Source organism: Pseudomonas violetae, from assembly GCF_023072615.1.
GTDB lineage: Bacteria > Pseudomonadota > Gammaproteobacteria > Pseudomonadales > Pseudomonadaceae > Aquipseudomonas > Aquipseudomonas violetae.
This window is the reverse complement of the sequence record NZ_JAKNRW010000021.1, coordinates 1-26,536: the sequence shown is the minus strand read 5'-3', so window position 1 is coordinate 26,536 and position 26,536 is coordinate 1. Positions and strand designations below refer to the sequence as shown.

General features: G+C 59.0%; 31 protein-coding genes. 16 read left to right on the top strand and 15 right to left on the bottom strand.

All coding sequences use genetic code 11. The features are described from left to right. Nucleotides 1-158 precede the first annotated feature (158 nt). The 3 genes from L9059_RS20770 to L9059_RS20760 all read right to left on the bottom strand — a co-directional run bounded on the left by L9059_RS20770 (nucleotide 159) and on the right by L9059_RS20760 (nucleotide 2,671). Nucleotides 159-1,058: a hydroxymethylglutaryl-CoA lyase gene (locus L9059_RS20770; RefSeq protein WP_247292794.1), complete on the bottom strand. Its 900-nt coding sequence runs from the start codon at nucleotides 1,056-1,058 to the stop codon at nucleotides 159-161. A 145-nt stretch (nucleotides 1,059-1,203) separates the two neighbouring features. After that, nucleotides 1,204-1,605, bottom strand: a complete 402-nt coding sequence (locus L9059_RS20765; protein ID WP_247292793.1) for a MerR family transcriptional regulator — start codon at nucleotides 1,603-1,605, stop codon at nucleotides 1,204-1,206. Between the two features lie 136 nt (nucleotides 1,606-1,741). Then, nucleotides 1,742-2,671: a LysR family transcriptional regulator gene (locus L9059_RS20760; protein ID WP_247292792.1), complete on the bottom strand. Its 930-nt coding sequence runs from the start codon at nucleotides 2,669-2,671 to the stop codon at nucleotides 1,742-1,744. 175 nt (nucleotides 2,672-2,846) lie between these two features. Between L9059_RS20760 and L9059_RS20755 the strand changes: the two genes are divergently transcribed. Next, nucleotides 2,847-4,076 (top strand): acyl-CoA dehydrogenase, encoded by a 1,230-nt coding sequence (locus L9059_RS20755; protein ID WP_247292791.1) that lies wholly within the window; start codon nucleotides 2,847-2,849, stop codon nucleotides 4,074-4,076. 131 nt (nucleotides 4,077-4,207) lie between these two features. On the opposite strand, the gene L9059_RS20750 is transcribed toward L9059_RS20755, so the two are convergent. Continuing rightward, on the bottom strand, nucleotides 4,208-5,014 hold the full coding sequence (locus tag L9059_RS20750; RefSeq protein WP_247292790.1) for a TatD family hydrolase: 807 nt from the start codon (nucleotides 5,012-5,014) through the stop codon (nucleotides 4,208-4,210). A gap of 223 nt (nucleotides 5,015-5,237) precedes the next feature. Here L9059_RS20750 and L9059_RS20745 point away from each other — a divergent pair, with 223 nt between their 5' ends. The 3 genes from L9059_RS20745 (at nucleotide 5,238) to L9059_RS20735 (ending at nucleotide 7,756) form a co-directional block, all read left to right on the top strand. Further along, entirely contained in the window at nucleotides 5,238-6,659 is a 1,422-nt protein-coding gene (locus L9059_RS20745) for an MltF family protein (RefSeq protein WP_247292789.1), read from the top strand. A gap of 105 nt (nucleotides 6,660-6,764) precedes the next feature. Continuing rightward, on the top strand, nucleotides 6,765-7,199 hold the full coding sequence (locus L9059_RS20740; RefSeq protein WP_247292788.1) for a DoxX family protein: 435 nt from the start codon (nucleotides 6,765-6,767) through the stop codon (nucleotides 7,197-7,199). A 248-nt stretch (nucleotides 7,200-7,447) separates the two neighbouring features. Beyond that, complete coding sequence (locus L9059_RS20735) at nucleotides 7,448-7,756, top strand: class I SAM-dependent methyltransferase (protein WP_247292787.1); 309 nt, start codon at nucleotides 7,448-7,450, stop codon at nucleotides 7,754-7,756. 71 nt (nucleotides 7,757-7,827) lie between these two features. On the opposite strand, the gene L9059_RS20730 is transcribed toward L9059_RS20735, so the two are convergent. Further along, nucleotides 7,828-8,493, bottom strand: coding sequence for a GNAT family N-acetyltransferase (locus tag L9059_RS20730; RefSeq protein ID WP_247292786.1), 666 nt, complete (start codon nucleotides 8,491-8,493; stop codon nucleotides 7,828-7,830). Nucleotides 8,494-8,772: 279 nt separating this feature from the next. Here L9059_RS20730 and greB point away from each other — a divergent pair, with 279 nt between their 5' ends. Further along, nucleotides 8,773-9,267 (top strand): transcription elongation factor GreB, encoded by a 495-nt coding sequence (gene greB / locus L9059_RS20725; protein ID WP_247292785.1) that lies wholly within the window; start codon nucleotides 8,773-8,775, stop codon nucleotides 9,265-9,267. 22 nt (nucleotides 9,268-9,289) lie between these two features. On the opposite strand, the gene L9059_RS20720 is transcribed toward greB, so the two are convergent. Further along, the gene (locus tag L9059_RS20720; protein ID WP_247292784.1) at nucleotides 9,290-11,794 is read right to left on the bottom strand and encodes an ABC transporter permease; all 2,505 of its coding nucleotides are present in this window, start codon (nucleotides 11,792-11,794) and stop codon (nucleotides 9,290-9,292) included. After that, the gene (locus L9059_RS20715; RefSeq protein ID WP_247292783.1) at nucleotides 11,794-12,477 is read right to left on the bottom strand and encodes an ABC transporter ATP-binding protein; all 684 of its coding nucleotides are present in this window, start codon (nucleotides 12,475-12,477) and stop codon (nucleotides 11,794-11,796) included. Before L9059_RS20715 ends, L9059_RS20720 begins: the two co-directional genes overlap by 1 nt. Before the next feature lie 10 nt (nucleotides 12,478-12,487). On the opposite strand from L9059_RS20715, the gene L9059_RS20710 reads away from it, so the two are divergent. From L9059_RS20710 to L9059_RS20700, 3 genes are all read left to right on the top strand, one after another. Continuing rightward, on the top strand, nucleotides 12,488-13,093 hold the full coding sequence (locus L9059_RS20710; protein WP_247292782.1) for an arylesterase: 606 nt from the start codon (nucleotides 12,488-12,490) through the stop codon (nucleotides 13,091-13,093). 56 nt (nucleotides 13,094-13,149) lie between these two features. Next, nucleotides 13,150-13,443 (top strand): hypothetical protein, encoded by a 294-nt coding sequence (locus L9059_RS20705; protein WP_003226812.1) that lies wholly within the window; start codon nucleotides 13,150-13,152, stop codon nucleotides 13,441-13,443. Nucleotides 13,444-13,674: 231 nt separating this feature from the next. Further along, on the top strand, nucleotides 13,675-14,646 hold the full coding sequence (locus tag L9059_RS20700) for a L,D-transpeptidase family protein (protein ID WP_247292781.1): 972 nt from the start codon (nucleotides 13,675-13,677) through the stop codon (nucleotides 14,644-14,646). A gap of 123 nt (nucleotides 14,647-14,769) precedes the next feature. Here the strand turns inward: L9059_RS20700 and oprI are convergent, their stop codons facing one another. Next, nucleotides 14,770-15,021 carry an outer membrane lipoprotei OprI gene (gene oprI / locus L9059_RS20695; protein WP_003199355.1) on the bottom strand — a complete coding sequence of 84 codons (252 nt, stop codon included), beginning with the start codon at nucleotides 15,019-15,021 and terminating at the stop codon, nucleotides 14,770-14,772. Between the two features lie 636 nt (nucleotides 15,022-15,657). Here oprI and L9059_RS20690 point away from each other — a divergent pair. Continuing rightward, nucleotides 15,658-15,945 (top strand): GNAT family N-acetyltransferase, encoded by a 288-nt coding sequence (locus L9059_RS20690; RefSeq protein WP_020800382.1) that lies wholly within the window; start codon nucleotides 15,658-15,660, stop codon nucleotides 15,943-15,945. A gap of 60 nt (nucleotides 15,946-16,005) precedes the next feature. On the opposite strand, the gene L9059_RS20685 is transcribed toward L9059_RS20690, so the two are convergent. Together L9059_RS20685 and L9059_RS20680 are read right to left on the bottom strand one after the other, a co-directional pair. Then, the gene (locus tag L9059_RS20685; RefSeq protein ID WP_162437524.1) at nucleotides 16,006-17,082 is read right to left on the bottom strand and encodes a 3-deoxy-7-phosphoheptulonate synthase; all 1,077 of its coding nucleotides are present in this window, start codon (nucleotides 17,080-17,082) and stop codon (nucleotides 16,006-16,008) included. Nucleotides 17,083-17,264: 182 nt separating this feature from the next. Then, on the bottom strand, nucleotides 17,265-17,708 hold the full coding sequence (locus tag L9059_RS20680) for a PilZ domain-containing protein (protein WP_247292780.1): 444 nt from the start codon (nucleotides 17,706-17,708) through the stop codon (nucleotides 17,265-17,267). Between L9059_RS20680 and L9059_RS20675 the strand changes: the two genes are divergently transcribed. The 5 genes from L9059_RS20675 (at nucleotide 17,707) to cysB (ending at nucleotide 21,661) form a co-directional block, all read left to right on the top strand. Continuing rightward, nucleotides 17,707-18,093, top strand: a complete 387-nt coding sequence (locus tag L9059_RS20675; RefSeq protein ID WP_247292779.1) for a thioredoxin family protein — start codon at nucleotides 17,707-17,709, stop codon at nucleotides 18,091-18,093. The two genes, L9059_RS20680 and L9059_RS20675, sit on opposite strands and share 2 nt — an antisense overlap. Beyond that, entirely contained in the window at nucleotides 18,090-19,046 is a 957-nt protein-coding gene (locus tag L9059_RS20670) for a putative 2-dehydropantoate 2-reductase (RefSeq protein WP_247292778.1), read from the top strand. The genes L9059_RS20675 and L9059_RS20670 overlap by 4 nt, the downstream gene beginning before the upstream one ends. Nucleotides 19,047-19,070: 24 nt before the next feature. Then, entirely contained in the window at nucleotides 19,071-19,976 is a 906-nt protein-coding gene (locus L9059_RS20665; protein ID WP_247292777.1) for a 5'-nucleotidase, read from the top strand. A 94-nt stretch (nucleotides 19,977-20,070) separates the two neighbouring features. Further along, the gene (locus tag L9059_RS20660) at nucleotides 20,071-20,574 is read left to right on the top strand and encodes a universal stress protein (RefSeq protein WP_247292776.1); all 504 of its coding nucleotides are present in this window, start codon (nucleotides 20,071-20,073) and stop codon (nucleotides 20,572-20,574) included. Nucleotides 20,575-20,686: 112 nt separating this feature from the next. Continuing rightward, nucleotides 20,687-21,661, top strand: coding sequence for an HTH-type transcriptional regulator CysB (gene cysB / locus L9059_RS20655; protein ID WP_247292775.1), 975 nt, complete (start codon nucleotides 20,687-20,689; stop codon nucleotides 21,659-21,661). Nucleotides 21,662-21,668: 7 nt separating this feature from the next. On the opposite strand, the gene L9059_RS20650 is transcribed toward cysB, so the two are convergent. Continuing rightward, entirely contained in the window at nucleotides 21,669-22,151 is a 483-nt protein-coding gene (locus tag L9059_RS20650) for a GreA/GreB family elongation factor (RefSeq protein WP_247292774.1), read from the bottom strand. Nucleotides 22,152-22,162: 11 nt separating this feature from the next. Next, nucleotides 22,163-22,579 carry a hypothetical protein gene (locus tag L9059_RS20645; RefSeq protein WP_247292773.1) on the bottom strand — a complete coding sequence of 139 codons (417 nt, stop codon included), beginning with the start codon at nucleotides 22,577-22,579 and terminating at the stop codon, nucleotides 22,163-22,165. A 123-nt stretch (nucleotides 22,580-22,702) separates the two neighbouring features. Between L9059_RS20645 and earP the strand changes: the two genes are divergently transcribed. Then, nucleotides 22,703-23,842 carry an elongation factor P maturation arginine rhamnosyltransferase EarP gene (earP, locus tag L9059_RS20640; RefSeq protein WP_247292772.1) on the top strand — a complete coding sequence of 380 codons (1,140 nt, stop codon included), beginning with the start codon at nucleotides 22,703-22,705 and terminating at the stop codon, nucleotides 23,840-23,842. 48 nt (nucleotides 23,843-23,890) lie between these two features. Beyond that, nucleotides 23,891-24,460: an elongation factor P gene (locus L9059_RS20635; RefSeq protein ID WP_150772569.1), complete on the top strand. Its 570-nt coding sequence runs from the start codon at nucleotides 23,891-23,893 to the stop codon at nucleotides 24,458-24,460. An 88-nt stretch (nucleotides 24,461-24,548) separates the two neighbouring features. Here L9059_RS20635 and L9059_RS20630 read toward each other — a convergent pair whose 3' ends face one another. The 3 genes from L9059_RS20630 to L9059_RS20620 all read right to left on the bottom strand — a co-directional run. Further along, nucleotides 24,549-24,968 carry an organic hydroperoxide resistance protein gene (locus L9059_RS20630; protein WP_247292771.1) on the bottom strand — a complete coding sequence of 140 codons (420 nt, stop codon included), beginning with the start codon at nucleotides 24,966-24,968 and terminating at the stop codon, nucleotides 24,549-24,551. 309 nt (nucleotides 24,969-25,277) lie between these two features. Further along, complete coding sequence (locus L9059_RS20625; RefSeq protein WP_247292770.1) at nucleotides 25,278-25,739, bottom strand: MarR family winged helix-turn-helix transcriptional regulator; 462 nt, start codon at nucleotides 25,737-25,739, stop codon at nucleotides 25,278-25,280. 69 nt (nucleotides 25,740-25,808) lie between these two features. Beyond that, nucleotides 25,809-26,536: substrate binding domain-containing protein (locus L9059_RS20620; RefSeq protein WP_247292769.1), on the bottom strand; the 728-nt coding region annotated here is incomplete at its 5' end.

The window sequence follows — 26,536 nt, the reverse complement described above, 5'->3', positions numbered from 1 at the left end:
TAGCAGGAGCCGTGCCAACTTTTAAAAAACCTTTAAAATCAGTAACTTATGTTTTTTTTGGTTTTCGCTATGGCCTTGGATCTCACATTTTGTTTCCGTGTTACTCGATTGCGCCCACATTTCTGAGCTGGCGGTAACACCTCGACACAACCGCCCGCTCACTGTGCGCTACGCGCCTTGGCAACCCGCGACCCGCTAGGGCGGCCCAAAACGGTGCAGATCTGTTGGCCCGCCAGAATCAGGGTGTCCAGGTCAATGCCGGTGTCGATGCCCAGGCCGTTGAGCAGATACACCACGTCCTCGGTGGCCACGTTACCGCTGGCGCCTTTGGCATAAGGGCAGCCGCCGAGGCCTGCGATGGAACTGTCGAAGCTCGAGATGCCTTCCAGCAGGCTGGCGTAGATATTCGCCATGGCCTGGCCATAAGTGTCATGGAAATGCCCGGCGAGTTTTTCCCGGGGGACATCGGCCGATACCACTTCGAACATCCTGCGGGTGGCGCCTGCCGTGCCGGTGCCAATGGTGTCGCCCAGGGAGACCTCGTAACAGCCCATTGCGTGCAGCTCGCGAGCAACCCGTGCGACTTGCTCGGGGGCCACATCTCCTTCATAGGGGCAGCCCAGCACACAGGACACGTAACCGCGCACCGTCACCCCATGTTGCCGGGCCGCGTCCATGATGGGGGCGAAGCGGTCCAGGCTTTCGCCGATCGAGCAGTTGATGTTGCGTTGGGAGAAGGCTTCGGAGGCGGCTGCAAACACCGCAATTTCCTTGACCCCGGCAGCAATGGCGTCCTCGAACCCACGCAGGTTGGGGGCGAGTGCGCCGTAGGTGACGCCTGGTTTGCGCTGGATCTGCGCGAAGACTTCTGCCGAACCTGCCATCTGCGGCACCCATTTGGGCGAGACGAAACTGCCGACTTCTATGTAGCCCAAACCGGCGGCGCTCAGTGCGTTGACCAGTTGCACTTTGTCGGCGACGCTGATGGGTTGGGCTTCGTTCTGCAAACCGTCGCGGGGGCCGACTTCGACCAGGCGCACGTGGGTGGGTAGGGGCATGTGAAATGACCTGTGCTGATTAACCCTGTAGGGGCGATTTTGTTCGCAATGGTTGTTAACGATAACGCAGGTTTCCTGGTTAAACGCGTTGACCTTGATTCCATCGCGAGCAAGCTCGTTTCTACAGGGGGTGGGATGGGTGGGATTATTGGACTGCTTGCTGGTTCTTGATCGTCTGTTCCAACGCCTGGGTGCAGCGCTCCTGCGCTGTGTCCAGTTCCAGCTTCATCTGCTCGATGTCGAGCATCTGCTGCTCCAGCTGATCACGACGCTCGGCGATCTTGTTCAACATGGTCTGCAACTGTTTCTGGTTGCCGCCGGCAGGGTCGTAAAGTTCGATCAGTTCGCGGCATTCCGCCAGTGAAAAACCGATGCGCTTCCCGCGCAAGATCAGTTTCAGGCTGACCTTGTCCCGGGGCGAGTAGATGCGTTCCTGGCCGCGTCGCTCGGGGCTGAGCAGGCCTTGTTCCTCATAGAAACGGATCGCTCGGGTGGTGATGTCCAGCTCGCGGGCGAGGTCGGAGATGCTGTAGGTCAGGCTGCTCATGGGCGCGCTCGAAAAGGGTCATTGCGCTAAGCTAAAGGCAGGTTGACGTTTACGTCAAGGGGCAGGATGTTGGGTGCTGCTGCCGGCCCCTTTGCGGGCTTGCCCGCGAATGAACGATGACTCGGTGCAATGTACCCTACGCCTTATCCAGCTTCTTCTCATGCGCCGTCACCTGCTGGCACAACTCGATCATCTGCTCGCGCATCCAGCGGTTGGCCGGGTCCTGGTCAGTGCTCTCGTGCCAGTACAGGTGAGTTTCCACTGGGGGCACATCGTTGACCGGCAAGCTGAAGGCATGCAGATCGTTGCGACGGGCGAAACGTTCGGGCACGGTCATGACCATATCGGTCTGCTGCAGTACTTGCGACGCCATCAGGTAATGCTGCGAGCGCAGGGCGATCTTGCGCTGGATACCCATCTTGCCCAGCGCCAGGTCGACATGGCCCAGGCCGCTGCGGCGGCTGGAGATATGGATGTGGGTCAGGGACAAGTAGTCATCGAGGCTGAATTTTTCCTTGTTTGCCAGCGGATGCCCTTTGCGCATGGCGCACACATAGCGGTCCTCCATCAGCTTGACATGGCGTACCTGGGGGTCGGTGTTGAGCGGTGCATCGACCGCGAAATCGAGGCGCCCGGCAGCCAGTTCCTTGGTGGTCTCGCGACGCTTGGACAGGAAGCTCTCGATGATCACGGTCGGCGCCAGGCGGCGCAGACGCTGAAACAGCGGAGGCAGAATCACCGCCTCGGTGAGGTCAGTCATGCTGATGCGATAGGTCTTGACCGCCTGCAGCGGGTTGAATATGCGGCTTTCCTGGACGGATACACGCAGCAGCGAGAGCGCATTGCGCACCGGCCCGATGATGTTCTGCGCCATGGGCGTCGGGACCATGCCCTGGGCGGTGCGCACGAATAACGGGTCGTTGAATGTCTCCCGCAGGCGGGCCAGGGCGTTCGAGACCGCCGGTTGGGTGATACCAACGATCTGCCCGGCGCGGGTCAAATTGGCTTCGGTGTAGATCGCGTCAAAGACGATGAAAAGGTTGAGGTCGACCTTGCTCAGATTCATGGCGCTGCACTCTTATTGTGTGGGCTCGGTGGCCTTGGCGATCAGTGGATCATATATCGGTGATGAATGTTAATACACGCCGAGAATAGGCTAGGTAAATTTTCGTCACTGTTCTAGCATCAAATTCATGACCTGAACAACTTATCGAAACCCCCGTCAAAAGGTAGAGCTGCCCATGGATTTCGCTTATTCGCCCAAGGTGCAAGAACTGCGTGAGCGCGTGACCGCGTTCATGGACACGTACGTCTATCCCGCCGAAGCCGTGTTCGAGCGCCAGGTCGCCGAGGGCGATCGCTGGCAGCCGACCGCGATAATGGAAGAACTCAAACTCAAGGCCAAGGCAGAGGGCCTGTGGAATTTGTTTCTGCCTGAGTCCGAGCTCGGCGCCGGCCTGACCAATCTGGAATACGCGCCACTGGCGGAAATCATGGGCCGCTCCCTGCTGGGGCCGGAGCCTTTCAACTGCTCGGCTCCCGATACCGGCAACATGGAAGTACTGGTGCGCTACGCCAATGAAGAGCAGAAGCAGCGCTGGCTCGAGCCCCTGTTACGCGGTGAAATTCGTTCGGCGTTCGCCATGACCGAGCCGGACGTGGCGTCCTCCGACGCTACCAACATGGCCGCCCGCGCCGTGCGTGACGGTGATGAGTGGGTGATCAACGGCAAAAAATGGTGGACCTCCGGCGCCTGTGATCCACGCTGCAAAATTCTCATTTTCATGGGCCTTAGCAATCCCGATGCGCCGCGGCATGCCCAGCACTCGATGATCCTCGTACCGGTGGATACCCCTGGAGTGAAGATCCTGCGTCCGCTGCCGGTGTTTGGTTACGACGATGCGCCGCACGGTCACGCCGAGGTGCTGTTTGAAAATGTCCGGGTGCCGTTTGAAAACGTCCTGCTGGGCGAAGGTCGAGGTTTTGAAATTGCCCAGGGTCGCCTTGGCCCAGGCCGGATTCACCACTGCATGCGCTCTATCGGCATGGCCGAGCGCGCGCTTGAACTGATGTGCAAACGTGCGGTCAGCCGTACCGCCTTCGGCAAGCCGCTGGCGCGCCTGGGCGGTAACATAGACAAGATCGCCGACTCGCGGATGGAAATCGACATGGCGCGTCTGCTGACCTTAAAAGCGGCCTACATGATGGACACAGTCGGTAACAAGGTGGCCAAGAGCGAGATTGCGCAGATCAAGGTGGTCGCACCCAATGTGGCCTTGCGTGTGATCGACCGCGCGATTCAGATCCATGGCGGCGCCGGGGTTTCCAACGATTTCCCGCTGGCGTACATGTATGCGATGCAACGCACCTTGCGCCTGGCCGATGGCCCGGACGAGGTGCACCGCGCCGCTATTGGCAAGTTCGAGGTCGGCAAGTATGTACCCAAGGAAATGCTGCGCAGTAGTCACTGAGTAAAGGTGGGTCCTCTGATCTTCTGTAGGAGCGAGCTTGCTCGCGATGGTCGACAACGATGACGCGTTTATGCTGGATAAACGCGGTGTTCTTGAGTGCATCGCGAGCTTGCTCTTACGAAGTGAATACTTCAGTCGACTGTCGGCAGCCCGTAAAACGCCCGCGCGCAAGCGGTGCTGTGCGCCGCCAGGTCTTCCTCGCTTTCCCCGCGATGCAACGCCACCTCACGCAATACCTGCGTCAGATACGCCGGTTCATTGCGGCCATTCTTCGGCTTGGGCCTTAAGCTGCGCGGGAGCAGGTACGGCGCATCGCTCTCCAGCATCAATCGTCCGCATTTGATCTCTTTCACCAATGGATGCAGATGCGTGCCCCGGCGTTCGTCGCAGATCCATCCGGTAATACCGATGTGCAAGTCCAGGTCGAGGTAGCTGAACAGGGACTTTTTTTCGCCGGTAAAACAATGCACCACTGCGGCCGGTAATTGATCCCGATAGTCGCGCAGGATGTCTAGCAGGCGCTGGCTGGCATCGCGTTCGTGCAGAAACACTGGTAATTGCAGTTCGACCGCCATTGCCAGGTGCTCCTCGAGCACCTTCTCCTGTTGTGGGCGCGGCGAGAGGTCACGATTGAAATCCAGCCCGCATTCACCCACGGCCACCACGTTGGGCTCCTTGAGCAGACTGCGCAAGCGCTTAGCGCTGTCGGCGTTCCAGTCGCTGGCGGAATGCGGATGGATGCCGGCAGTGGCAAACAGCCGCTGGGTGCTTTCGTCCAGTTGCTGGCACAGTTCCAGTGCCTGTTCGCTGCCTTCGACGCTGGTGCCAGTGAGCACCAGTTGGCAGACGCCTGCGGCGTACGCGCGGTCGAGTACCGCCTGGTGTTTGTCGGCAAAACTGGGGTTGGTCAGGTTGACGCCGATATCGATGAGTTGCATGGTGCTACCTCGGACCAAAGGCCGGAAAGCATATCAGAGCTGCAGATTTATAAGAAAAGCCTAGAACTACAATCAGTTATAGCTGTCTTTTGATGCCGCGAGGCAGGTCGTTCTGGTCAGTTGACCCGCGTGAGGCCCGTTACTCGGGCTTTGCCAGCTCTGTTTCTGACGTTCGATTTCGCTCAATCCTTGAAATCGGCCCAGTGTTCTTTCCGGAGAGTGGATGACACGTCCCTCGGTATTATTACTGCTGTGTTTGTCGTTACTACTGCCGATGCCGGCGGTTGCGCGTCTTGCCGGTCCGCTGCAAGCCGTACCCGCTACCAAGGTCCGTGACCTGGCGGACATCCGCAGCAGCCGGGTGTTGCGCGTGCTGGTCAACCAAAGCCGCAACAGCTCCGGGGAAGTGCAGGGCCAGGCCATCGGCGTCGAATACCATCGCCTGCGTGCCTTTGAGCAATACCTTAACGGTCATGCCCGGGACGGTCAGGAAATCACCCTCAAGATAATCCCCAAAGGCAAGGATCAACTGATCGGCGCATTGCAGCGCGGGGAGGGTGACCTGGTGGCGCCAGGGGAGTTGCTGGACCTGCAGGCCGGTCATGCCATCAGCACCAGTGAACCGATTGCCAGCAATATTCCGTTGGTGTTGGTCGGGATCAAGGGCGAGCGGCGTTACACCCGTCTTGAGCAGTTGTCCGGCAAGACCCTGGCCTTGCCCACGGGCAGCGCCGCCGGGGATGCGGTCAGCCAGATCAACCAGAAACTGGCGCTGCATAAATTGCCGCCGGTGAACGTCGAGTGGGTCGACCCCAGCCTCGCGGTCGAGGACGTGCTGGAAATGGTCCAGGGCGGCATCTTCCATCTGACCATTGTCGAACAACCGATTGCCGAGCGCTGGGGCAAGATTCTGCCCAAGTTGCGCCTCGACCGGCAGGTACTGATCAGTGAGCCGGGAGAAGAGTTCTGGTTCGTGCGGCGCGACGCCTCAATGTTACGGGCCAGCATCAACCGCTTTCTACTCACCTACAAGAAACCATCGGACCAGGATGTGGCCTTCCTGCGCATCTACCGACGTCTCTATCAAGTGCACTATCCCTTGGCCAAGGCCAATCGTCAGCGCCTTGAAAAGCTGCGTCCGGTGTTGCAGAAACACGCGGCTGCCCAAGGCATGGACTGGCTGAATCTGGCGGCGTTGGCATTCAAGGAATCCGGGCTTCAGCCCAATGCCCGCAGCGGCGGTGGCCCGACCGGGCTGATGCAGATCACCCCTTCGGCTGCGCAACGGGTCGGCGTCAATAACATTCGGGAGCTTGATGCCAATGTGCAGGCTGGAGCCAAGTACCTGGCGATGATTCGCCGCAAGTTTTTTGCCGGCCCCAAGCTCAATGAACGTGAGCGCATGGCGTTCGTGCTGGCGGCGTACAACATCGGGCCGGAGCGGGTCCAGGGCATGCGTGCAGAGGCGCGACGGCGCGGCCTGAACCCCAATCAATGGTTTTTCCAGGTCGAGCGCATTGCCATGGAGCAGGTCGGAATGGGCCCGGTCAGCTATGTTAATAGCGTGAACAAGTATTACCTGGCGTTCGATCGGGAGCGGGAGTCATTGGAGCCTCAGGGGCAAAAAGTTGCCATACGCAAATGATCGACTAAACTGATTGGTATGATGGGTTATTTACGGTTTTAACATAAAAATAAACGATTAATATGGCGGCTAACCAACACTCAAACCAAGAATGGATGACACAGCATGAGCACACTGATCAACAAGGTACTGTTTACTCGCGCCGGTTACGGCTTGACTGTGCTGCGGATCTTCGTTGGTATCATCTTCGCCGCTCACGGCGCGCAGAAGCTCTTTGGCGCATTTGGCGGTTACGGATTGGCCGGCACTGCGCAGTACATGGAAAGCCTGGGTCTGACTCCAGGTTATGTGATGGCGACGCTGGCCGGAGGCACCGAGTTCTTCGGTGGCCTGGCACTGATCATCGGCCTGTTGGTGCGCCCGGCGGCATTGGGCCTGACGTTTCTGTCGCTGGTTGCCATCTTCACCGTGCACATCAGCAATGGCCTGTTCATGGCCAACAACGGTTATGAATTTGCCCTGGCCCTGCTCGGTGGCAACATCGCGGTGTTGATCGAAGGCGCCGGCAAGTTGTCGGCGGATCGCGCCATCGCCGGCTAGCCGCTCTGGCTCAAGCAAAAGGCCCGCATCGCGCGGGCCTTTTTGTTGCTCGCGATTCTTGACACTGCCGTGTCGGCTTCTCTAGGATGCTGCTCATGCGCCGATTTAAACAGCTACTTGCGGGGCGCCAGGTGACTCGATCAGTTACCGATAGAAGCTTTGATACAGGCTTCGAAATTCCGCTAAAGCGCTGGTTCGGTGTTGCCTCTCACCTGCCATGCAGACCTTTGAGGCAGAGACACGACACGATGAATGCACTAAGCCCCGTTGTACGCCCCGCGCCGATCACGGCACACCTCACCCAGCGCAATCCAAAAATCCTGCTTGGCGGCAAACATCAGCCGACGCTCCTGCGTTATCTCGATGGCTGGCCCCGCCGCACCGGTGGTCCCGCTGCATTCCTCATCCAGTTTGTCGAAGACGGTGAGTCGCTGGCGCGCTTCTCCAGCGACAGCTTCGACCTGGCGGTGATTCAGTCACCAAATGTTGAACGGGCCGGCGAAATGATCAGCCAATTGATCCGCGTGGCCCGCCAGGGGCTGATTACACGACGCTGAATGTTGCCGTTCTGTCGGTTGGCTCGCGTGCCAGCGTCTAGCGGTGGCTTCCAGGATCTTCCATCAACCGGTCAGACAAGCCTTTTCAGGGCCAGGTCGAAGGGTTCACAGCCTTTGCTGGTAAAGCTCTGATAGCGGCCGAACAGGCGGATCAGGTAGATCGAGCCGACGTTCAAATAGCCCAGGCGGTAAATGGACTTCAACGAATCGAAGTTGCTCGACTCGACATAAGAGACCAGGCCTTGATAACCCTTCTCCAGGTAATGCTTGAGCGCCAGGTTCATGCCTATTGCGTGCAGGCGTTGACCGCGATAGTCGTGATGGGTGAAGCCCTTGTACATGTACACGAAAGATGGGCTGAAGTGCAGGAACAGTTCTGGCGGATCGATATGCGTCGGTTGCCGTGAGTACCAACCATAAGAGGCCAATACCGCGCCATCGAAGATGCCGAAGCACTGGTCGCCCTTGGCCAAGGATTCTTCGATGAAGCTTTCGGGCATCTCATTCACTGGATCGCGGGCGTAGTGACGCATCATCTGTTCACTGAGGAACATCGGCTTGAGGTGTGAGGGGTAGTCGAGAAATGTCTCGTCGACTTTCTGTAGCGTTACCCCGCGCAGAATCTTGAACAGCATGAAGACGTTGACCGTCTTCAACAGCAACTGATGAATTGCGCTGGATAACCCATTTTTTCGAATCTTCGTTTGGCTTTTCTGAATCAACTGCTGCACGATCATGCCGTACTCCCACTAAATCTCTCGTTGATGAATGGGGATCTGCGTGGTTACGAGGTGCCAATTTATTGGCCGTTGTAACAAGATGTTAGCAAGTTATATTGAATTTGCTTGGAATAGCGTCATAAAACTATCGATATTCGAAAGCGACAAATAGAATCAGTTGAGTTTTCGTGACTATCTATCTGAGCTGTAAGCGTTTCATTTCTCGCTTGTTTGCACCGCCGCGAAATATTTTTTTCAGTGCCGCCCATTCGTAACTCGCCCCAGGAGGTACTCGACTTGAGTACGAACATCATCACAAAGGAAGGTCATGACGCCCTGAAACAGGAACTCGATTACCTATGGCGAGAGAAGCGTCCGGACACGACCCGCAAGGTTACCTGGGCTGCCTCGCTAGGCGACCGCAGCGAGAATGCCGATTACCAGTACAACAAGAAGCTGCTGCGCGAAATTGATCGCAGGGTCCGCTATCTGCGCAAGCGGCTGGAGGATGTGCGGGTGGTCGAGTACTCGCCAGAGCAGGAAGGGAGGGTGTATTTCGGCGCCTGGGTCGAGATTGAAAACGAGGCTGGGGACGTGAAGAGATTCCGCGTGGTGGGCTACGACGAAATCTATGGGCGAAACGATTACATCTCGATCGATTCACCCATGGCCCGCGCGCTACTGAAGAAGGAAGTGGGTGACGAGTCGGTGGTGCAGACTCCGGGGGGAGAAGTGTTGTGGTGGATCAACTCCATCTCTTACGGGCAGTCGCCAAACGATCGCCCAGGGTAGGGCGATCGCTCAAGCGCCTCACTCAACCCTCGCGCAACACGGTCAGGGGGCTGGAGTTCAGGGCCCGACGGGTTCCGAAAACACCAGCGCCACCAATCAGCACGGCGCCGATTAATGGCAATACCAGCAGCCATGGATGCGGTTGCCAGGGCAGGTCGAATGCGTAGCGGTACAGCACCAGGCTGACCAGTTCCGAGCCCAGTGCCGCAAGCAGACCACTCACGGCGCCCAGCAGGCCGAACTCGATCCTCCGGGCCTTGACCAGTAACTGCCTCTGCGCGCCGAGTGCGCGTAGCAGTGCACCCTGGCGAATGCGCTCATCGAGCGTCGCTTGTAACCCCGAAAACAGCACCGCCATGCCTGCCGCCAGGACGAACAGCAGGACGTACTCCACCGCCAGGGTGACCTGGGCGAGGATGCTGCGCAGCTGTTCCAGCAAGGCCTCCACTTGCAGGATGGTCACCGCCGGAAAGCTTCTGGACAGGTCGACGATCTGCTGGTCATGCCCTGCCGCCAGGTAGAAGCTGGTCAGGTAGGTGGCCGGCAGGTCCTTCAAGGTGCCGGGCTGGAAGATCATGAAGAAGTTGGGCTGGAAGTTGTCCCAGTTGATGTCACGCAGGCTGGTGACTTTCGCCTCGCGATTGACTCCGCCGACGGTGAATACCATGCGATCGCCCAGCTTGAGCTTCAGGCTCTCGGCGACTTTTCCTTCCACCGACACCCCGGGAATTTCGTCGGGCGCCTGGTCGGTCCACCAGTTACCAGCAGTGAGCTTGTTACCCGCCGGCAGATCGGCAGCCCAGGTCAGGCTCAGGTCGCGCTGGATGGCTCGATCTCCGGCTGAATCCTTGCTGACGATTTGCTGCACCGGTTCGCCATTGATGCTGATCAGTCTACCGGGCACCACGGGATACAAAGGCGCGGCCTGTGCCGAGAGTTCGATCAGGCGGTCGGTGAATGCCTGCTTGTCCGCCGGCAAAATGTTCAGCGCAAAATAGTTGGGCGCATTTTTCGGCAACTGGTTCTGCCAGGTATCGAGTAATTCGCCACGCAGCAGGGCGATCAAAGCCATGGACAGCAGGATCAGGCCGAACGCCAGGGACTGCCCCGCAGCCGCCAGGGGATGGCGCAGCAACTGGCCCAGCCCGAGGCGCCAGGGCAGGGAAGCGCGTGCCAGCATGCGCCGCAGGCTTTTGAGCAGCAGCAACAGCAAGCCCCCCAGGACCAGCGCGGCAATGACGCCGCCGCCGAGCAGGGCGAAGGTCAGCACCAGGTCCAGGCTCAGGCGCCACATGATCAATCCCAGCGCCCCCAACGCCGCGCCGTAAACCATCCAGGTGCTGGACGGTATGGGTAGCATGTCTCGACGCAACACACGCAGCGGTGGCACCCGACCCAACGCAGCCAGGGGTGGCAAGGCAAATCCGGCCAATGCCACCAGCCCGGTGCCGATCCCGGCGATGGCCGGAAACAGACCGCCGGGCGGGACATCGGTGGGCAGCAGATCATGGAGTAACGCAAATAACCCAAGCTGTGCGAGCCAGCCAATCACCGCGCCGCTGAGACTGGCCAGCAAGCCCAACACCGTCAGCTGCAAGCTGAACAAGAGCAGGGTTTCCCGGCGGGACAGGCCCAGGCAGCGCAACAGTGCACTGGCATCGAAGCGGCGAGTGGCGAAGCGCGTCGCCGACAAGGCCACCGCCACTCCCGACAACAGCACCGCGACCAGGCTGGCCATGTTCAGGTAGCGCTCGGCCTTGCCCAGTGCACCACCGATTTGCCGATTGCCATCGCGGGCGTCCTGCAGCCGCTGATTCGGCGCCAGGCCGGGCTTGATCAGTTGCCGATAGTTTTCCAGGGACTCGGCGTTGCCGCGCCACAGTTCCCGATAGCTGACCCGGCTGCCGGGTTGGACCACGCCAGTCGCTGCAAGGTCGCTGAGGTTGATCATGACCCTTGGTGTCAGGCTGTAGAAGTTGCCGGCCCGATCGGGTTCATAGGTCAGTACCCGGGCGAGCTTGAGCGTCTTCATGCCGACGTCGATGCTGTCGCCCATCCTCAAGTCCAGGGCCGTCAGCAGCCTCGCTTCAACCCAGGCTTGCCCTGGTTTCGGGCCACCCCCCGGCTCCTCCTGGGCGAAGGGTGCTGGCGCGCTTTTCAGTTCGCCGCGTAGCGGGTAGATGTCATCGACAGCCTTGATACTCGACAGCTGAATACCGTTGTCGGTGGCGATCACGCTGGAGAATTCTACAACCTGGGCGTGCTCCAGGCCCAGCTCGACTCCGCTTCTGATCTGTTCCGGTCGTGCCGGCGAGCTCCCTTCGAGCAGCAGGTCGGCGCCGAGGAACTCGGTGGCCCGCAGCATCATGGCGCCGTTCAGGCGAGCGCCGAAGTAACCAATGGCAGTACTCGCCGCCACGGCGACCAGCAAAGCGAAGAACAACACCCGCAGCTCACCGGCGCGGGCATCGCGCAGCAGTTGACGCAGGGCAAGGCTGAACAGGCGCAATAGCGGCAGGCGTGCCATCAAGGCTCCAGAGGGGCGACCAGCAGGCCGGCTTCAAGGCGGATCAGGCGCCGGCAGCGGTGTGCCAGGCGTTCGTCGTGAGTCACCAGCACCAGGGTGGTGCCGCGCTCCTTGTTGAGTTCGAACAGCAGGTCGCTGATGCGCTCGCCAGTGTGGCTGTCGAGGTTGCCCGTGGGCTCGTCGGCAAACAGTACGTCAGGCTCGGCAGCGAAAGCACGGGCAATCGCCACCCGTTGCTGTTCGCCGCCGGAGAGCTGGCGCGGAGAGTGGGTCAGTCGCTGGCCCAGGCCTACCCGCTGCAACAACTGCGTGGCCCGTTCGCGGGCATCCTTGCGACCGTCCAGTTCCAGCGGCAGCATGACATTTTCCAGGGCATTGAGGCTGTCGAGCAGTTGGAACGACTGGAACACGAAGCCGACGTGTTCGGCCCGGATGCGCGCGCGCTGGTCTTCATCAAGATTGCTCAAGGGCTGGCCGGCCAGCGTGACTTCGCCACTGCTGGGCAGGTCGAGGCCGGCGAGCAAACCGAGGAGGGTGGATTTGCCTGATCCTGAGGCGCCGACGATAGCCAAGCTATCGCCCTTGTTCAGTTCCAGGCTGAGTTCGTGCAGGATAGTCAGTTCACCTTCCGCGCTGGGTACCACTTTGCTGAGGTTCTTCGCGGTGAGAATGCTTGAGCCCATGGAGAATCCGATGCGAGTGTGGTTTTTGAGTGCTGGCCTGGCCTTGATGTGCATGGCCCAGAACGCAGCGGCGGGTACTGTCCTGATCGTTGGCGATAGTATCAGCGCGGGTTTCGGCCTGGATACCCGCTTGGGCTGGGTGTCTTTGCTTGAGCAGCGGCTCAAGCGCGAAGGTTTCGACGATAAGGTGGTCAATGCGTCCATCAGTGGCGACACCAGTGCCGGAGGCCAGGCGCGCCTGCCAGCGCTGCTTGCAGAGCATAAGCCCGAGTTGGTGATCCTTGAGCTGGGTGGCAATGATGGCTTGCGCGGGTTGCTCCCAACTCAATTGCAACAAAATCTTGCGTCGATGATCGACAGCTCACGCGCCAGCGGGGCAAAAGTGTTGCTGCTGGGCATGCAACTACCCCCGAATTATGGTGTTCGCTATACCAAGGCTTTTGCCGAGGTCTACAGTGCCGTGGCCGACGAGAAAAAAATCCCGCTGGTCCCCTTTTTTCTCGACGGCGTGGGTGGACATCCGGACCTGATGCAAAGCGACGGCCTGCACCCGGCTGCAGGGGCTCAGGGCAAGTTGGTGGAAAATGTCTGGCCGACACTGAAACCGCTGCTTTGACGCTTTTCTAGTGGCTGCGTTTCGGCTAAGGTGGCGCCCCCGATTTGGAGCCCCCGATGCCGCGTCCCGCCTGGTCACTTTTCGCCTATCAACTGATCGAGCCTGACGAGCAGCTGGATCTGTTCGCCTGCCAGGAAGTGCGGGTGCATCTGGTGACCCGACAGCTTGAACTGGGCGGCTCGGCCGACCGGACTCTCTGCGGCAGCCTTCTGCCGGCGCAGCCGCGCTGGTCGAGCGTGGATCGTCGGGTTTTTCAGGACCAGCGCCTGTGTTCGTTGTGCCGTGCGATTCTGGAATCGCAGAAGCGCGGGACTTCGCCGATCTGGCCGGAGTTACGGTTTGAGCTTTGAGCTTTGATGTACACCTGAGGCCGCCATCGCGAGCCAGCTTTGCTCCCACACATCCCACATATCCCAGAAAGTCAGGGCGAATTCGTTAGCAGGGGTTTCCAGAAAAACCGAACCCCCCACCCACCAAGCCCCCAGCCAATGCGCGCTCTATCGGTGCGTCTCCCCGAATACCAAAGCGCCAGTGTACAATCGCGTTCTTATACCTTGTCGATCATGCGAAGGATTTTCCGGATGTTGCCGCGCTTTCCCGTCGTCACCCGCTGCCTGACTCTTGCCGCGCTCTGTGCCGCAGGTCCCGTGGCAGCCTTGGAGTTGCCCCTTCCGCCGCCCGGTGAAGACATCATTGGTCAGGTACAAGTGATCAAGGCCAAGTACGAAGATACCTTCGCCGACCTTGGTACCACCTACGACTTGGGCTATTCGGAAATGATCGCCGCCAACCCGGGCGTCGACGCCTGGCTGCCTGGCGCTGGTACCGAAATCATTCTGCCGACTCGCTTCATCCTGCCCCCAGGGCCTCGTGAAGGCATCGTGATCAACCTGGCCGAATACCGCCTCTATTACTACCCCAAAGGCCGGGACGTGGTGTACACCTTCCCGCTGGGCATTGGTCGTGAAGGCTGGGGCTCGCCGATTGCCCACACGACCATCACTGCCAAGACACCTAATCCGACCTGGACGCCGCCTGCGTCGATCAAGGCCGAGCACCTTGCCGATGGTGATCCACTGCCTAACGTCGTGCCGGCCGGGCCGGATAACCCACTGGGCCCGTTCAAGTTCAACCTGGGCACCCCGGGCTACCTGATCCACGGCTCGAACAAGAAGTTTGGCATCGGCATGCGTACCAGTCATGGTTGCTTCCGCATGTTCAACAATAATGTCCTGGAAATGGCGAGCATGGTGCCGGTGGGTACCTCGGTGCGCATCATCAACGACCCGTACAAATTCGGCGTGAGTGGCGGCAAGGTCTACCTCGAGGCGCACACGCCGCTGGATGATAACGGCAACCCGTCGGTGGTCGACAAGCACACGGCGGTAATCAACGCGATGCTCAAGCGTGAGGACATCACCAACAACCTGCGCATGAACTGGGATGTGGTGCGTGATGTGGTCGCTGCCGAAGATGGCTTGCCAGTGGAGATCGCCGTACCCAATGATGCAGCGCCGATGGTGACCAGTTCGCCGATCGACCTGCAGCAATAGGCGTCTCGAATCGCCCGTCGACGTGAATCGCGTCGACGGGTTTTTTATTGTCTGCAGGAAAACTCAGGCAATAAAAAAGCCGACCCAAAAATGGGTCGGCTTGATAACAATCCCGAAGGATTATTACTTGCGGCTAGCTTTGTCGAGCATGCGCAGAGCGCGCTCGTTAGCTTCGTCAGCAGTCTGTTGTGCTTTTTGAGCAGCAGCCAGAGCTTCATCAGCTTTACGGTAAGCTTCGTCTGCACGAGCCTGGGAGCGAGCTGCTGCGTCTTCGGTAGCAGTCAGACGTGCTTCGGTTTCTTTCGATGCGCTGCTGCAACCGGTAGCCAGAACTGCGGCCAGGGCCAGAGCAGAGAATTTCAGAACGTTGTTCATCGTGTTCCCCTTCAAGGACTTTCTATTAAGTAGCTGTCTCCTCAGAGTGAGGAAATAGCCGGCGTACATACTACCCATTACTTGTAGTAAGTAAACTGACGTGTAGCAAGAAGCAAAAAAAATTGTAGGCGTTGATTCTTTTTCGAGCAACTTTTAACTGCGTTGTTTAAAAAATATCCAGCTGCAAGCCCCGAACTGAGCGAGCCGGCCGGAAAAATTGCCGATCCGCAGCGCTGTTTTTGCGGTCTTGGGTAAAGTACGTCTAAATGATTTCGTCTACACTTTTGTTCGGGATTTGTGCGGCACCTCGCCTATCTTTCTGCTAGTTGAGGTGACTTTAACAACGGGCGCTCGTCTTAAGTCTCAACATTCGGCAATGTTCAGGTAATCGACTGCGGGAAATCCCCGGTCGAGACGTCCCTGCGTCACCCGGAGCAGCACCCGCCAACCTGCGTGATGACGAGCGTACCTTGAGCATTTTTGCCAATGGTGCCTACTATTTGTACGTGCCCGGTTGCGCGAGATTTGTGCGGCTCTTCTCGGTGTCCTTTCAGGCACGGGGTGGCGTAGATGTTCCTTCGCCGGAAAAACATCGGTAAGGTAGGGGTCATAATTCAAGACCCGCGAGGAGTAGTGATGAGCGAGGCGTTGTCCATCCACCATGACCAGGCTGGTCATCAGTTCGAGACCAATGTGGACGGTCATCGTGCCTACCTGACCTATATGGATCTGGGTAAACAGACCCTGGATATTTACCGTACATTTGTGCCCAACGCGCTGCGTGGCCGCGGTATTGCCGCAGCGTTGACCGAGCAGGCGCTGCAGTACGCCGAGGAAATGGGCTACACGGTCATTCCATCGTGCTCCTATGTCGAGCGCTACATGGAACGTCACCAGCGGCATGCCGCGAAGCTGAGTCAGTAAACGCAACGCCAAAAAAACGCCGGGTAAGCCCGGCGTTTTTTTATGCGTGCAAAACAGTGATCATCCGCGATCGCGTTTTGGCAGCACGTCCTTGAGCTTGGCATGCATGCTGCGCAAGGTGGTTTCAGTGGCAGACCAGTCGATGCAGGCGTCGGTGATCGACACGCCGTATTGCAGGTCGGCGAGATCCTTCGGAATGGCCTGGCAACCCCAGTTCAGGTGACTTTCGACCATCAGGCCGATGATCGACTGGTTGCCTTCAAGGATTTGGTTGGCGACGTTCTCCATCACCAGCGGTTGCAGGGCCGGGTCCTTGTTGGAGTTGGCGTGGCTGCAGTCGACCATGATGTTCGGTTTGATCTTGGCTTTGTTCAGCGCTTGCTCGCACAGTGCGACGCTGACCGAATCGTAGTTCGGTTTGCCGTTGCCGCCGCGCAGTACCACGTGACCGTAGGCATTACCCTTGGTGGTGACGATCGACACTCCACCTTCCTGGTTGATCCCCAGGAAACGGTGCGGGCTGGAAACCGACTGCAGGGCGTTGATCGCTACGGTCAGGCCGCCGTCGGTGCCATTCTTGAAGCCGACAGCCGAGGACAGGCCGGAAGCCATTTCACGATGAGTCTGGGATTCAGTGGTGCGCGCGCCGATGGCTGACCAACTGATCAGGTCCTGCAGATACTGCGGGGAGATTGGGTCAAGGGCTTCGGTGGCGGTGGGCAGGCCCATCTCTGCCAGGTCCAGCAGCAATTGACGACCGATGTGCAGACCGTCCTGGATTTTGAAGGAGTCATCCAGGTACGGATCGTTGATCAATCCCTTCCAGCCAACGGTGGTGCGTGGCTTCTCGAAATACACGCGCATGACCAGATACAGGGTATCGGACACTTCGGCGGCCAGCACCTTGAGGCGCTCGGCATATTCGTGGGCAGCCTTGATGTCGTGGATCGAGCAAGGCCCGATGACGACGAACAGGCGGTGATCGGTGCCATCAAGAATGTTGCGAATAACTTCGCGCCCCTTGGTGACGGTGCGCAGGGCGGCGTCGCTCAGGGGAATATCACGCTTGAGCTGGTCAGGAGTGATCAGCGTCTCGTTGGAGGCGACGTTTAGGTCGTTGATCGGTAAATCAGCCATCGTTTACTCGTCAGGTCACGGGTGCTGGCCGCCAGCGAACCCGCGCGGCGGAGCACAGCAAATTAAGCGCGTCGGGGAGCTGAACCTTAGCGCGTTACACCGTGGCTCGACAATGGGCAGAAGTGGCTTAGGCGGCATTCTCCGTTAGTTTTCGTGGCGTGGAAACTGACGGAGAATCCCCCCTAATCCAGCACAGGGTGTGCAAAAGCCTTGCAGACCGTGTCATGAGAGAACTCATCGGCATGCTGCTGGACCCACTCAAGCGCCAGGGCCTGATTGTCCTGGCGCTCACTTTGCGGCTCATGCAGGCGGCAATAGCGTTCGATCTGGCAAATCTGTTCGCCCATTCTCGCGCTGAACAGCATCTGCTCGTCGACAAACGCTATGCCTACCAGATAGCCGCGCTTGCGGCGCAGGCACCAGGCTACATAGCCCAGGTAACGCAGGTCCGGGTTGAGGGTCGGCAAGCGCACTTCAAGCGCCGTGCCATGGCGCCAGGCGCGGTGGTAATTGCAAGCCATGCCGCCGAGGCTGATAGTGTGCAGCCGTTGCCGCGATATGCATTCATGTTTGAGCAACGTTAATTCAACAGGCACATCGTCAGGGTGAGGAAGAAATCGTCCCATGAACACGGACTCCATGTGTCGGCCATCTGACAGTGTTTCCACCAGTATAGTGGTCGAATCGGAAATGACCGATTTCGATGTCGACCAGCGGCTGCTTGCGCTTAGCGGCGTTTCTCTGGTGATTTTCACCAGTGTCGGCTGCGCCAGTTGCCGATTTGCCCGGGCTCGATTACCGAAGTTGGAGCTGGCGGTCGACCGGCTGTGCTGGATTGATGCCGGCAGTAATGGTGGCGTGGTCGAGCGTTACCAGGTTTTTCACTTGCCCGCACTGTTTGTAGTGCGCGACGGTGAATTCTTCGGGGCACTGAATTCGCGCCTTGATGCTACCGAACTCAATGAAGCGGTGGCCAAGGCGCTGACAAGAACAGCAGAGGAGTTGCCATGATGGGGGCAGTAGCCAAGCCGACAATCGGCATTATCGGCACCGGTGCGATCGGCGGATTTTACGGTGCGATGCTGGCGCGTGCCGGTTTCGATGTGCATTTGCTGCTGCGCAGCGAGTTCCACGCCGTGGCCGAGCGTGGCCTGCAAGTGCGCAGTGCGCAACATGGCACGCTAAACATTTACCCGGTCCAGGCCTATTCTTCTGCCGACGACATGCCGCCCTGCGACTGGTTGCTGGTGGGGGCGAAAACTACCAGCAACGCCGATCTGGCGTCCACCATCGTTCGTGCTGGCGCGGCGCACGCCAAGGTGCTGCTGTTGCAAAATGGTTTGGATGTCGAAGACAGCCTGCGCGAATCCCTACCTGATTCGCTGCATGTGCTCGGTGGTCTCTGTTATATCTGCGTCCATCGCGAGGCGCCTGGAGTCATCACGCATCAGGCCTTGGGCGCAGTGCATGTCGGCTATCACAGCGGTCCTGCCAACGATACGAAATCACGCCAGGCGATAGTCGAAGAGGGCGCCGGGCTGTTCCGGTCTGCCGGCATCGATTCCCAGGCCATGGCGAACTTGCATCAGGCACGCTGGCAGAAACTGGTCTGGAATATCCCCTACAACGGACTCTCCGTGCTGTTGTGCGCGAGCACCACGCCCTTGATGGCCGATCCCGATAGCCGGGAGCTGATCAAGGCATTGATGGCCGAAGTGGTGCAGGGCGCCACCGCCTGCGGCCATCAGATACCCGTCGGTTACGCCGAGCATCTGTTTACGATGACCGAGAAGATGCCCGATTATTGGCCGAGCATGTACCACGATCATCTGCACGGGCGGCCACTGGAGCTGGATGCGATTTACGCCCGGCCCCTGGCGGCTGCGAAGGCCGCAGGATGCGAAATGCCGCGAATCGAAGCCCTGTTTCGCAGTTTGGCTTTCATCGATCGACGTCCAGTTTGAGTCGGTCATCCAGTGAGGGAAGGTATGGTGAAGACTATCGATGACAAGCTGGTGCTGGCGATTTCCTCGCGAGCGCTGTTCGACCTGAGCGAAAGCCACAAGGTATACCTGTCCAGCGGTGTTGAAGCCTACCGGCAATATCAGATCGAGCACGAAGACGAAATCCTCGAGCCCGGCGATGCATTTCCCCTGGTGCAGAAACTGCTGAACCTCAATAACAGCCTGGGCCGTGCCCGGGTCGAGGTGATCTTGGTGTCACGCAACAGCGCCGACACCGGGCTGCGGGTATTCAACTCCATCCACCACTACGGTCTGGCGATCTCGCGCGCGGCGTTTGTTGGTGGGCGCAGTCCGTATCCCTACCTCAAGGCGTTCGGCTGCGACCTGTTCCTGTCGACCCATGCCGAAGACGTGCGCAGCGCACTGGACGCCGGGTTCGCTGCGGCGACCATTTTGTCCGGCGGTGCCAGTCGCGCAGCCAGCGACGAACTGCGCATCGCCTTCGACGGTGACGCGGTGCTGTTCTCCGATGAATCCGAGCGGGTTTACCAGGCCGGTGGTCTTGAAGCCTTTCAGGCCAGCGAGCGAGAGTCGGCACGGGAACCGTTGCGTGGTGGACCGTTCAAAGGCTTCCTCGCCGCACTCAATTTGTTGCAGCGTGAGTTTCCAGACGACGCCTGTCCGATCCGCACCGCCCTGGTGACTGCGCGTTCGGCACCGGCCCATGAACGGGTGATCCGCACCTTGCGCGAGTGGGATATCCGCCTCGATGAGTCACTGTTCCTTGGCGGCCTGACCAAGTCGGCGTTCCTCGAAGCCTTTGCCGCCGATGTGTTTTTCGATGATCAGGCCGGGCACTGCGAGTTGGCCCGTGAAGTGGTTGCAACCGGCCATGTGCCCCATGGCATAAGCAACGAGCAAAAGGTTTAAGCACGCCGTTCAATGCGTTACGTCGGGCACCGTACTCGTCAAGGCACTGCTAAGCTGAATCAATCTCCGCCATGTTGGCAGACGAGGAGGTCATATGATTCGTTCGATGCTGTATGCCACTGACCTCGGCCTTTACGCACCGTTGGTGATGCAGCATGCCCTGGCGCTGGCCCGGACATTCGAAGCCGAGTTGTATGTGGTGCATGCGGTGGAGCCAATGGGGCTGTTCGCCGAGTCGGTGTTGCAGAGCTACCTTGATGAGCAGGCGTTGAATGACTTCCACAGCCAGGGCCTCAATACGGTGATCGCCAGCATCGAGCAGCGGGTGCTCGACAGCTTCCGCGAGGAACTGGGGGAGGAGGGAGACCAGGACTTGGCGCGCATCCAGGCGGTGCGGGTGATTCAGGGCGACCCCTCGCAGGTGATTCTCGACCAGGCGCAGAAACTCTCTGTGGATTTGCTGATCGTCGGTAGTCACAGCCACGGGGCCGGTGCCGAAACACCCTTGGGCCGCACCGCTGCGCGAGTTTTGCAACTGGCAAGAGTACCGGTCTATCTGGTACCGCTGGTTGAGCGTCGGCGCCAGGGGGATCGCTAGGAACGAATGGTGGCATTCTTATAAAAAGTTCTAGATTTATTCTCCAAACCATTAATATAGTTATATACCGTCGCTGATGCCCGTGGCGTCTACCTTGCTTTGAGGGATTCATATGAAGCTTCAACAATTGCGCTACATCTGGGAAGTGGCGCACCACGACCTCAACGTTTCAGCTACAGCCCAAAGCCTTTACACCTCGCAACCGGGCATCAGTAAACAGATTCGACTGCTGGAAGACGAACTCGGCGTCGAGGTGTTCGCCCGCAGCGGCAAGCACCTGACCCGCGTGACCCCGGCAGGCGAGCGCATCATCACCACCGCTGGCGAGATCTTGCGCAAGGTTGAAAGCATCAAGCAGATCGCCCAGGAATTCTCCAACGAGAAAAAGGGCACCCTGTCGATCGCCACCACCCACACCCAGGCGCGCTACGCATTGCCGCCGGTGATCAGCAATTTCATCAAGCAATACCCCGATGTGGCCCTGCACATGCACCAGGGCTCGCCGATGCAGATCGCCGAAATGGCCGCAGACGGCACGGTGGATTTTGCCATTGCCACCGAAGCGCTGGAGCTCTTCGGCGACCTGGTGATGATGCCGTGCTATCGCTGGAATCGCTGCGTGGTCGTGCCCCAGGGCCACCCGTTGACCAAGCTGTCGAAGCTTACCCTCGAAGCGCTGGCCGAATACCCGATCGTTACTTATGTGTTCGGCTTCACGGGTCGCTCAAAGCTCGACGAAGCGTTCAGCCACCGCGGCCTGACGCCGAAAGTGGTATTCACCGCCGCTGACGCCGACGTGATCAAGACTTACGTGCGACTCGGTCTGGGCGTGGGCATCGTGGCGAAGATGGCCGTCGACGCCAAGCTCGACAGTGACCTGGTCATGCTCGATGCCAGTGATTTGTTCGAGTCCAGCATCACCAAGATCGGCTTCCGTCGCGGTACTTTTCTGCGCGGCTTCATGTGCGATTTCATCGAGAAGTTCGCGCCGCACCTGACCCGAGAAATCATGGCCAAGGCCATCCAGTGCCATAACAAGCAGGAGCTGGAAGAACTGTTCGACGGAGTCGAATTGCCGGTGCACTGATTCCCGTCTAGATTACCTCGGTAACAGCAAACTGTTGCCGGGTTCCCGCGACCAGGATTTCCACTTCGTCCCCTTCGAACTTGCCCAGCAGGCTTTTGCCCAAGGGCGAGCGGGGGGTGATGACCGTGATGATCTGTCCCACGATATCGATCTTCAACCCGGCCGCGTCGGGTGCGAGGAAAAGCCATTGTTCGCGACCTTTCTCGTCTTCCAGCCCCAGTAGGGCACCGACTTCGATGCCGCGTTGTTCGTCGTAGGGGCGCAGCGTCAGGTTTTGGCACAGGGTCAATGACTGCCTGATTTCCTCCACGCGCCTGGCCTGTCCGGCAGCCAGATAGGACGCTTCGAGCCCCAAGGTGTCGTACTTGTTTTCGGCGATGTTTTCTTCGTGAGTCGCGGTTTCATAAGCGGTCTGTGCCGCGCGCTCGGCGATGTCGAGATCAATGCGCAGCTTGTCGAGTATCAGTTGGTGAACGGTCTTCTTGTGCATGGCTGGTTTCATTAATCACAGAATTGCTGGACGTTGGCGCGGCTCTTTTCACTCGGTGCGTTCTGGTCCTGTTGCAGCCAGAACTGGCATTTCGGATTAGCCAGATTGCGGCTGCTGCTTCGGGCCTGATCAAGTCGCTGCTGCTGCTCGTTCTTGCGCAGGTTTTCCTCGTATTGATCGAACAACTGGCTCTGGGGCGCAATGTCCGGTCGTGGTTGCGTCTGCTCCGACTCGGGCGCTCTGGCCAGTTGCTTCATCGCTGCGGTCACCGGAGCCAACTGTTCGCTGAACAACAGGCGCGAGGCGAGCCAGCAAGTGAGGGCGATGGCCATGAATCCAAGCCACAGGCCCAGGGCGATGCTGGCACTCAGTTGCAGAATATTGAATCGTATGGCTAGTGGGCGGCGCGGCTTGGGACGATAGGGCATGGCGCCTCCTGGCGGGTGGTTGCGAGCAAAGGTCGATTGTCGCACGAAGATTAATCGCCGTCGGCTCTTCTACGGGGCGTAATTTATGCGGACAATCGCCACCTTTGCCAACGGGAGCCTGGAATGCCTGACACGAACACCCGCTGGGATGTTTTCTGTACCGTGGTCGACAACTTCGGCGACATCGGGGTGACCTGGCGGCTGGCCCGGCAATTGGTAGCCGAGCATTCGGTGCAAGTGCGGCTGTGGGTCGATGACCTGCGCGCCTTCGAGCGCCTGTGTCCGGAGATCGACAATCAGCTGGCGCAACAATGGCAACAAGGCGTCGAGGTGCGACACTGGCCGGCGGACTGGCCGGCGGTCGATGCGGCTGATGTGGTCATCGCCGCGTTTGCCTGCCAATTACCGGCGCCCTACATGGACGCCATGGCAGCGCGGGAACCACCACTGTGGCTGAACCTTGATTACCTGAGCGCCGAAGACTGGGTGGTCGGTTGCCATGGCTTGCCGTCGGTCAAATACCGAAACGTGCAGAAGTACTTTTTCTTCCCAGGTTTTCGCCAGGGCACTGGTGGCTTACTGCGTGAGCGTGGCTTGCTTGAGCGACGTCGGCAGTTCCAGCAAAGCGCCCAAGTTCAGCGCGAGTTTCTCCAGGGCCTGGGCATCGAACGAGCCCCGGACAGCCTGTTGATTTCGCTGTTCGCCTATGAGAATGCCGGGTTGGCCAGCTGGCTTGATTGCCTGGCAAGGGATTCGACGCCCTCGCACATGCTGGTGCCGGAAGGACGGATCCTCGGCGACGTGGCGCGTTGGCTCGGCGTCGAAGAGCTCGCAGCGGGCGAGGTGCATGTGCGCGACGGTTTGACCGTACAGGTGCTGCCATTCGTCCGACAGGATCAATACGATCTGTTGCTGTGGAGCTGCGATTTTAATGCCGTGCGCGGCGAGGACTCGTTCGTGCGCGCCCAATGGGCAGGACGCCCGTTGCTGTGGCACATCTATAGGCAGGACGAAGATATACACCTGGACAAGCTCGAAGCGTTCCTCGCACTGTACACGAAGGGCCTGTCGCCGCCGGCCAGTGAGGCGATCAGCGGTCTATGGCGAGCCTGGAATGACGGTGCAGCAATGACCGATGGCTGGCAAGCCACCCGCAAATACGCGCCAGAACTGCAGCAGCACGCCGAGGCGTGGTGTCTGGAACAGGCCTTGCAAGATGATCTTGCCGCGGCGCTGGTACAGTTTTATGTAAATTGGATATGATACGCGGCCTAGATTTTTGTAAATCCCATCCAAATTCGGATATTCGCAATGAAAACTGGTAAAGAACTGAAACCCGGTACCGTGATCCGTCTCGAAAACGATCCTTGGCTGGTTCAGAAAGCTGAATTCACCAAATCCGGTCGTAACAGCGCGATCATGAAGACCAAGCTGAAAAACCTGCTGACCGGTTACAAGACCGAGATCGTTTACAGCGCCGACGACAAACTGGACGACGTAATCCTCGACCGCAAAGAAGCGACCCTGTCGTTCATCAGCGGCGACACCTACACGTTCATGGACACCACCGACTACACCATGTACGAGCTGAACGCTGAAGACATCGAAGCCGTTCTACCTTTCGTTGAAGAAGGCATGACCGATGTTTGCGAAGCGATCTTCTTCGAAGAGCGTCTGGTTTCCGTCGAGCTGCCGACCACCATCGTGCGTCAAATCGACTACACCGAAGGTTCCGCTCGCGGTGACACTTCCGGTAAGGTGATGAAGCCTGCCAAACTGAAGAACGGTACCGAGCTGTCGGTTGCTGACTTCATCGAAATCGGCGACATGATCGAGATCGATACCCGCGAAGGCGGTTCCTACAAAGGCCGTGCCAAATAAGCACCGCTTCAGGAACGAAAAAGCCCGACCATTGAGTCGGGCTTTTTCTTGCCTGTCAGTAAGGGATCGCAGGCCCGTTTCACTGCATTTACACAGTTACATGCAACCGCACATCCACATTGCCCCGAGTAGCGTTCGAGTAAGGGCACACCTGGTGAGCCGCATCCACCAGGGATTGCGCATCGGCCTGTTCAAGGCCCGGCAAACTGACATGCAGATCAATGTCCAGACCAAAACCCCCTGGGATCTGGCCGATGCCGACATGGGCTGTGATCGAAGCATCGTTGGGAATGCTGCGTTTGGTCTGGCTGGCAACGAATTTCAGTGCGCCGATGAAACACGCGGAGTAGCCGGCGGCGAACAGTTGCTCAGGGTTGGTCGCGGCGCCCCCCGCACCGCCGAGCTCTTTAGGCGTGGCGAGTTTGACGTCCAAGACGTTGTCGCTGGAAACCGCACGACCATCACGGCCACCAGTAGAGGTTGCGATTGCGGTGTAGAGAGTTTGCATGATGTGAGCCTCGCCAGATTGGATGTATTTCGCACTAATATTTTGTGCGCCAAGTAAGTGCGAGGTAAATGTATCGCGCAAATTATTTGCGCGCAAGATAAAATTTACCAATGGCTTTGGAAGACTACGCACGACACCGAATGCAAAATCTTGGGCCTGTCGCAGATCCCTTGTTGAGCGAGCTTGCTCTGGGCGGCGTTCTGACGATGGATTTGAGGATGCCGTGGTTATTCAGCATGCACTCGTTATCGTTGACGTCCATCGCCAGCAAGCGGGCTCGTGCCGGTCAGATCAGCGGTGGCCCGGGTTTCAGAGACTGTCCTGCAAGTGACTACGCAATGCCTGCAACTCGGTCTGCAGTTTCTGTAACTGCTGCAACGTCTGCCCACTTGCCCCCAGGATGCACTGGGGAATATCCCGCGCTTTGTCTCGCATTGCGCGGCCTGGCGCGGTCAATTCGACAATCACTACCCGTTCATCCTCCCGGCTCCGGGTACGGCTGAGCAAACCCTCGACTTCGAGGCGCTTGAGCAGCGGCGTCAGCGACCCGGGATCGGTCAACAGCCGAGAGCTGATTTCGCTCACGGTCAAGCCATCCCGTTCCCACAACACCAGCATCGCCAGGTACTGCGGATAGGTCAGGCCCAATGCTTGCAGCAGCGGTTTGTAAACCTTGGTCATCATCAGTGAAGTGGAGTGCAAGGCGAAACACACCTGGTTGTCCAGCAGCAGGTGGTCACAGTTATCCGGGGTGTTGTGCTTGTCAGTCATTTCAAAGCCTTGATCAGTCATCGTCATCAATCTAGTGGGCGAATCTTTAATGCGCCAGATAATTCGCGGTTAGTGCCGGTCCAGATTATTCTGCAGCGCCAAGTCCCATGGCGGGACCGGGCTGAAACGGGTCTTCAGGTATTCAAGCAGCAAACGACTGCGTGGGTTGGGTTGCTGTTCCAGGCGCAATGCGTAGATACCGGTGCTTTCCGGCGGCGGCAGGCCGCTGTCACAAAACAGCGGTTGCAGTTCGCCGCGCAGCAGGTATTCGCTGGCAAGCCAGGTTGGTAGATGTGCGATGCCTAGCCCTGCCAGCGCGCCGCACACCAGTGCTTCGGCATTGTTGGCGCTCATGCGGATGCGCGCCGGGCGGTGCAGTTGCATTTGTCCGTCCTGCTCAAAGCGCCAGGCGAATGGTGGAGCCAAGCCGTCCCAGTCCAGGCCGTCATGGTCGATCAACTGCGCCGGGGCGGCCGGCATCCCACGGTGCTTCAGGTAGGCCGGGCTCGCGCAGGCGACTCGAACCATGCGCGCCAGTGGCGTGGCCACCAGGCGGGTATCGGCCATTTGCCCGGCGCGTAGCACGAGGTCGACCTTGCCCAGGTTCAAGCCCTGCATGTCGACAAAACTGTCGATCAGATGCAGTTGCACATCGAGGCCAGGGTAGAGCACCAGGAAGTCTGCAATCACCGGCGCCAGGTGCCGGCGCCCGAATGCGGCAGGCGCATCAATGCGGATCAGGCCTTCCGGGGCGCTGCTCAGGGAAACTGCCTCGGCCCGGGCCAGGCGCAGTTCCG

Bases quoted from the DNA above. Each gene is read 5' to 3' on its own strand.
- L9059_RS20700 (WP_247292781.1), top strand. From the start codon at position 13,675: ATGTTGCCGCGCTTTCCCGTCGTCACCCGCTGCCTGACTCTTGCCGCG.
- L9059_RS20635 (WP_150772569.1), top strand. From the start codon at position 23,891: ATGAAAACTGGTAAAGAACTGAAACCCGGTACCGTGATCCGTCTCGAA.
- L9059_RS20690 (WP_020800382.1), top strand. From the start codon at position 15,658: ATGAGCGAGGCGTTGTCCATCCACCATGACCAGGCTGGTCATCAGTTC.
- L9059_RS20680 (WP_247292780.1), bottom strand. From the start codon at position 17,708: ATGGGACGATTTCTTCCTCACCCTGACGATGTGCCTGTTGAATTAACG.
- L9059_RS20735 (WP_247292787.1), top strand. From the start codon at position 7,448: ATGAATGCACTAAGCCCCGTTGTACGCCCCGCGCCGATCACGGCACAC.
- L9059_RS20630 (WP_247292771.1), bottom strand. From the start codon at position 24,968: ATGCAAACTCTCTACACCGCAATCGCAACCTCTACTGGTGGCCGTGAT.
- L9059_RS20765 (WP_247292793.1), bottom strand. From the start codon at position 1,605: ATGAGCAGCCTGACCTACAGCATCTCCGACCTCGCCCGCGAGCTGGAC.
- L9059_RS20670 (WP_247292778.1), top strand. From the start codon at position 18,090: ATGATGGGGGCAGTAGCCAAGCCGACAATCGGCATTATCGGCACCGGT.
- L9059_RS20720 (WP_247292784.1), bottom strand. From the start codon at position 11,794: ATGGCACGCCTGCCGCTATTGCGCCTGTTCAGCCTTGCCCTGCGTCAA.
- cysB (WP_247292775.1), top strand. From the start codon at position 20,687: ATGAAGCTTCAACAATTGCGCTACATCTGGGAAGTGGCGCACCACGAC.
- earP (WP_247292772.1), top strand. From the start codon at position 22,703: ATGCCTGACACGAACACCCGCTGGGATGTTTTCTGTACCGTGGTCGAC.
- L9059_RS20745 (WP_247292789.1), top strand. From the start codon at position 5,238: ATGACACGTCCCTCGGTATTATTACTGCTGTGTTTGTCGTTACTACTG.
- L9059_RS20660 (WP_247292776.1), top strand. From the start codon at position 20,071: ATGATTCGTTCGATGCTGTATGCCACTGACCTCGGCCTTTACGCACCG.
- L9059_RS20710 (WP_247292782.1), top strand. From the start codon at position 12,488: ATGCGAGTGTGGTTTTTGAGTGCTGGCCTGGCCTTGATGTGCATGGCC.
- L9059_RS20705 (WP_003226812.1), top strand. From the start codon at position 13,150: ATGCCGCGTCCCGCCTGGTCACTTTTCGCCTATCAACTGATCGAGCCT.
- oprI (WP_003199355.1), bottom strand. From the start codon at position 15,021: ATGAACAACGTTCTGAAATTCTCTGCTCTGGCCCTGGCCGCAGTTCTG.
- L9059_RS20740 (WP_247292788.1), top strand. From the start codon at position 6,765: ATGAGCACACTGATCAACAAGGTACTGTTTACTCGCGCCGGTTACGGC.
- L9059_RS20625 (WP_247292770.1), bottom strand. From the start codon at position 25,739: ATGACTGACAAGCACAACACCCCGGATAACTGTGACCACCTGCTGCTG.
- L9059_RS20760 (WP_247292792.1), bottom strand. From the start codon at position 2,671: ATGAATCTGAGCAAGGTCGACCTCAACCTTTTCATCGTCTTTGACGCG.
- L9059_RS20715 (WP_247292783.1), bottom strand. From the start codon at position 12,477: ATGGGCTCAAGCATTCTCACCGCGAAGAACCTCAGCAAAGTGGTACCC.
- L9059_RS20730 (WP_247292786.1), bottom strand. From the start codon at position 8,493: ATGATCGTGCAGCAGTTGATTCAGAAAAGCCAAACGAAGATTCGAAAA.
- L9059_RS20755 (WP_247292791.1), top strand. From the start codon at position 2,847: ATGGATTTCGCTTATTCGCCCAAGGTGCAAGAACTGCGTGAGCGCGTG.
- L9059_RS20685 (WP_162437524.1), bottom strand. From the start codon at position 17,082: ATGGCTGATTTACCGATCAACGACCTAAACGTCGCCTCCAACGAGACG.
- L9059_RS20675 (WP_247292779.1), top strand. From the start codon at position 17,707: ATGAACACGGACTCCATGTGTCGGCCATCTGACAGTGTTTCCACCAGT.
- L9059_RS20665 (WP_247292777.1), top strand. From the start codon at position 19,071: ATGGTGAAGACTATCGATGACAAGCTGGTGCTGGCGATTTCCTCGCGA.
- L9059_RS20645 (WP_247292773.1), bottom strand. From the start codon at position 22,579: ATGCCCTATCGTCCCAAGCCGCGCCGCCCACTAGCCATACGATTCAAT.
- L9059_RS20650 (WP_247292774.1), bottom strand. From the start codon at position 22,151: ATGCACAAGAAGACCGTTCACCAACTGATACTCGACAAGCTGCGCATT.
- L9059_RS20750 (WP_247292790.1), bottom strand. From the start codon at position 5,014: ATGCAACTCATCGATATCGGCGTCAACCTGACCAACCCCAGTTTTGCC.
- L9059_RS20770 (WP_247292794.1), bottom strand. From the start codon at position 1,058: ATGCCCCTACCCACCCACGTGCGCCTGGTCGAAGTCGGCCCCCGCGAC.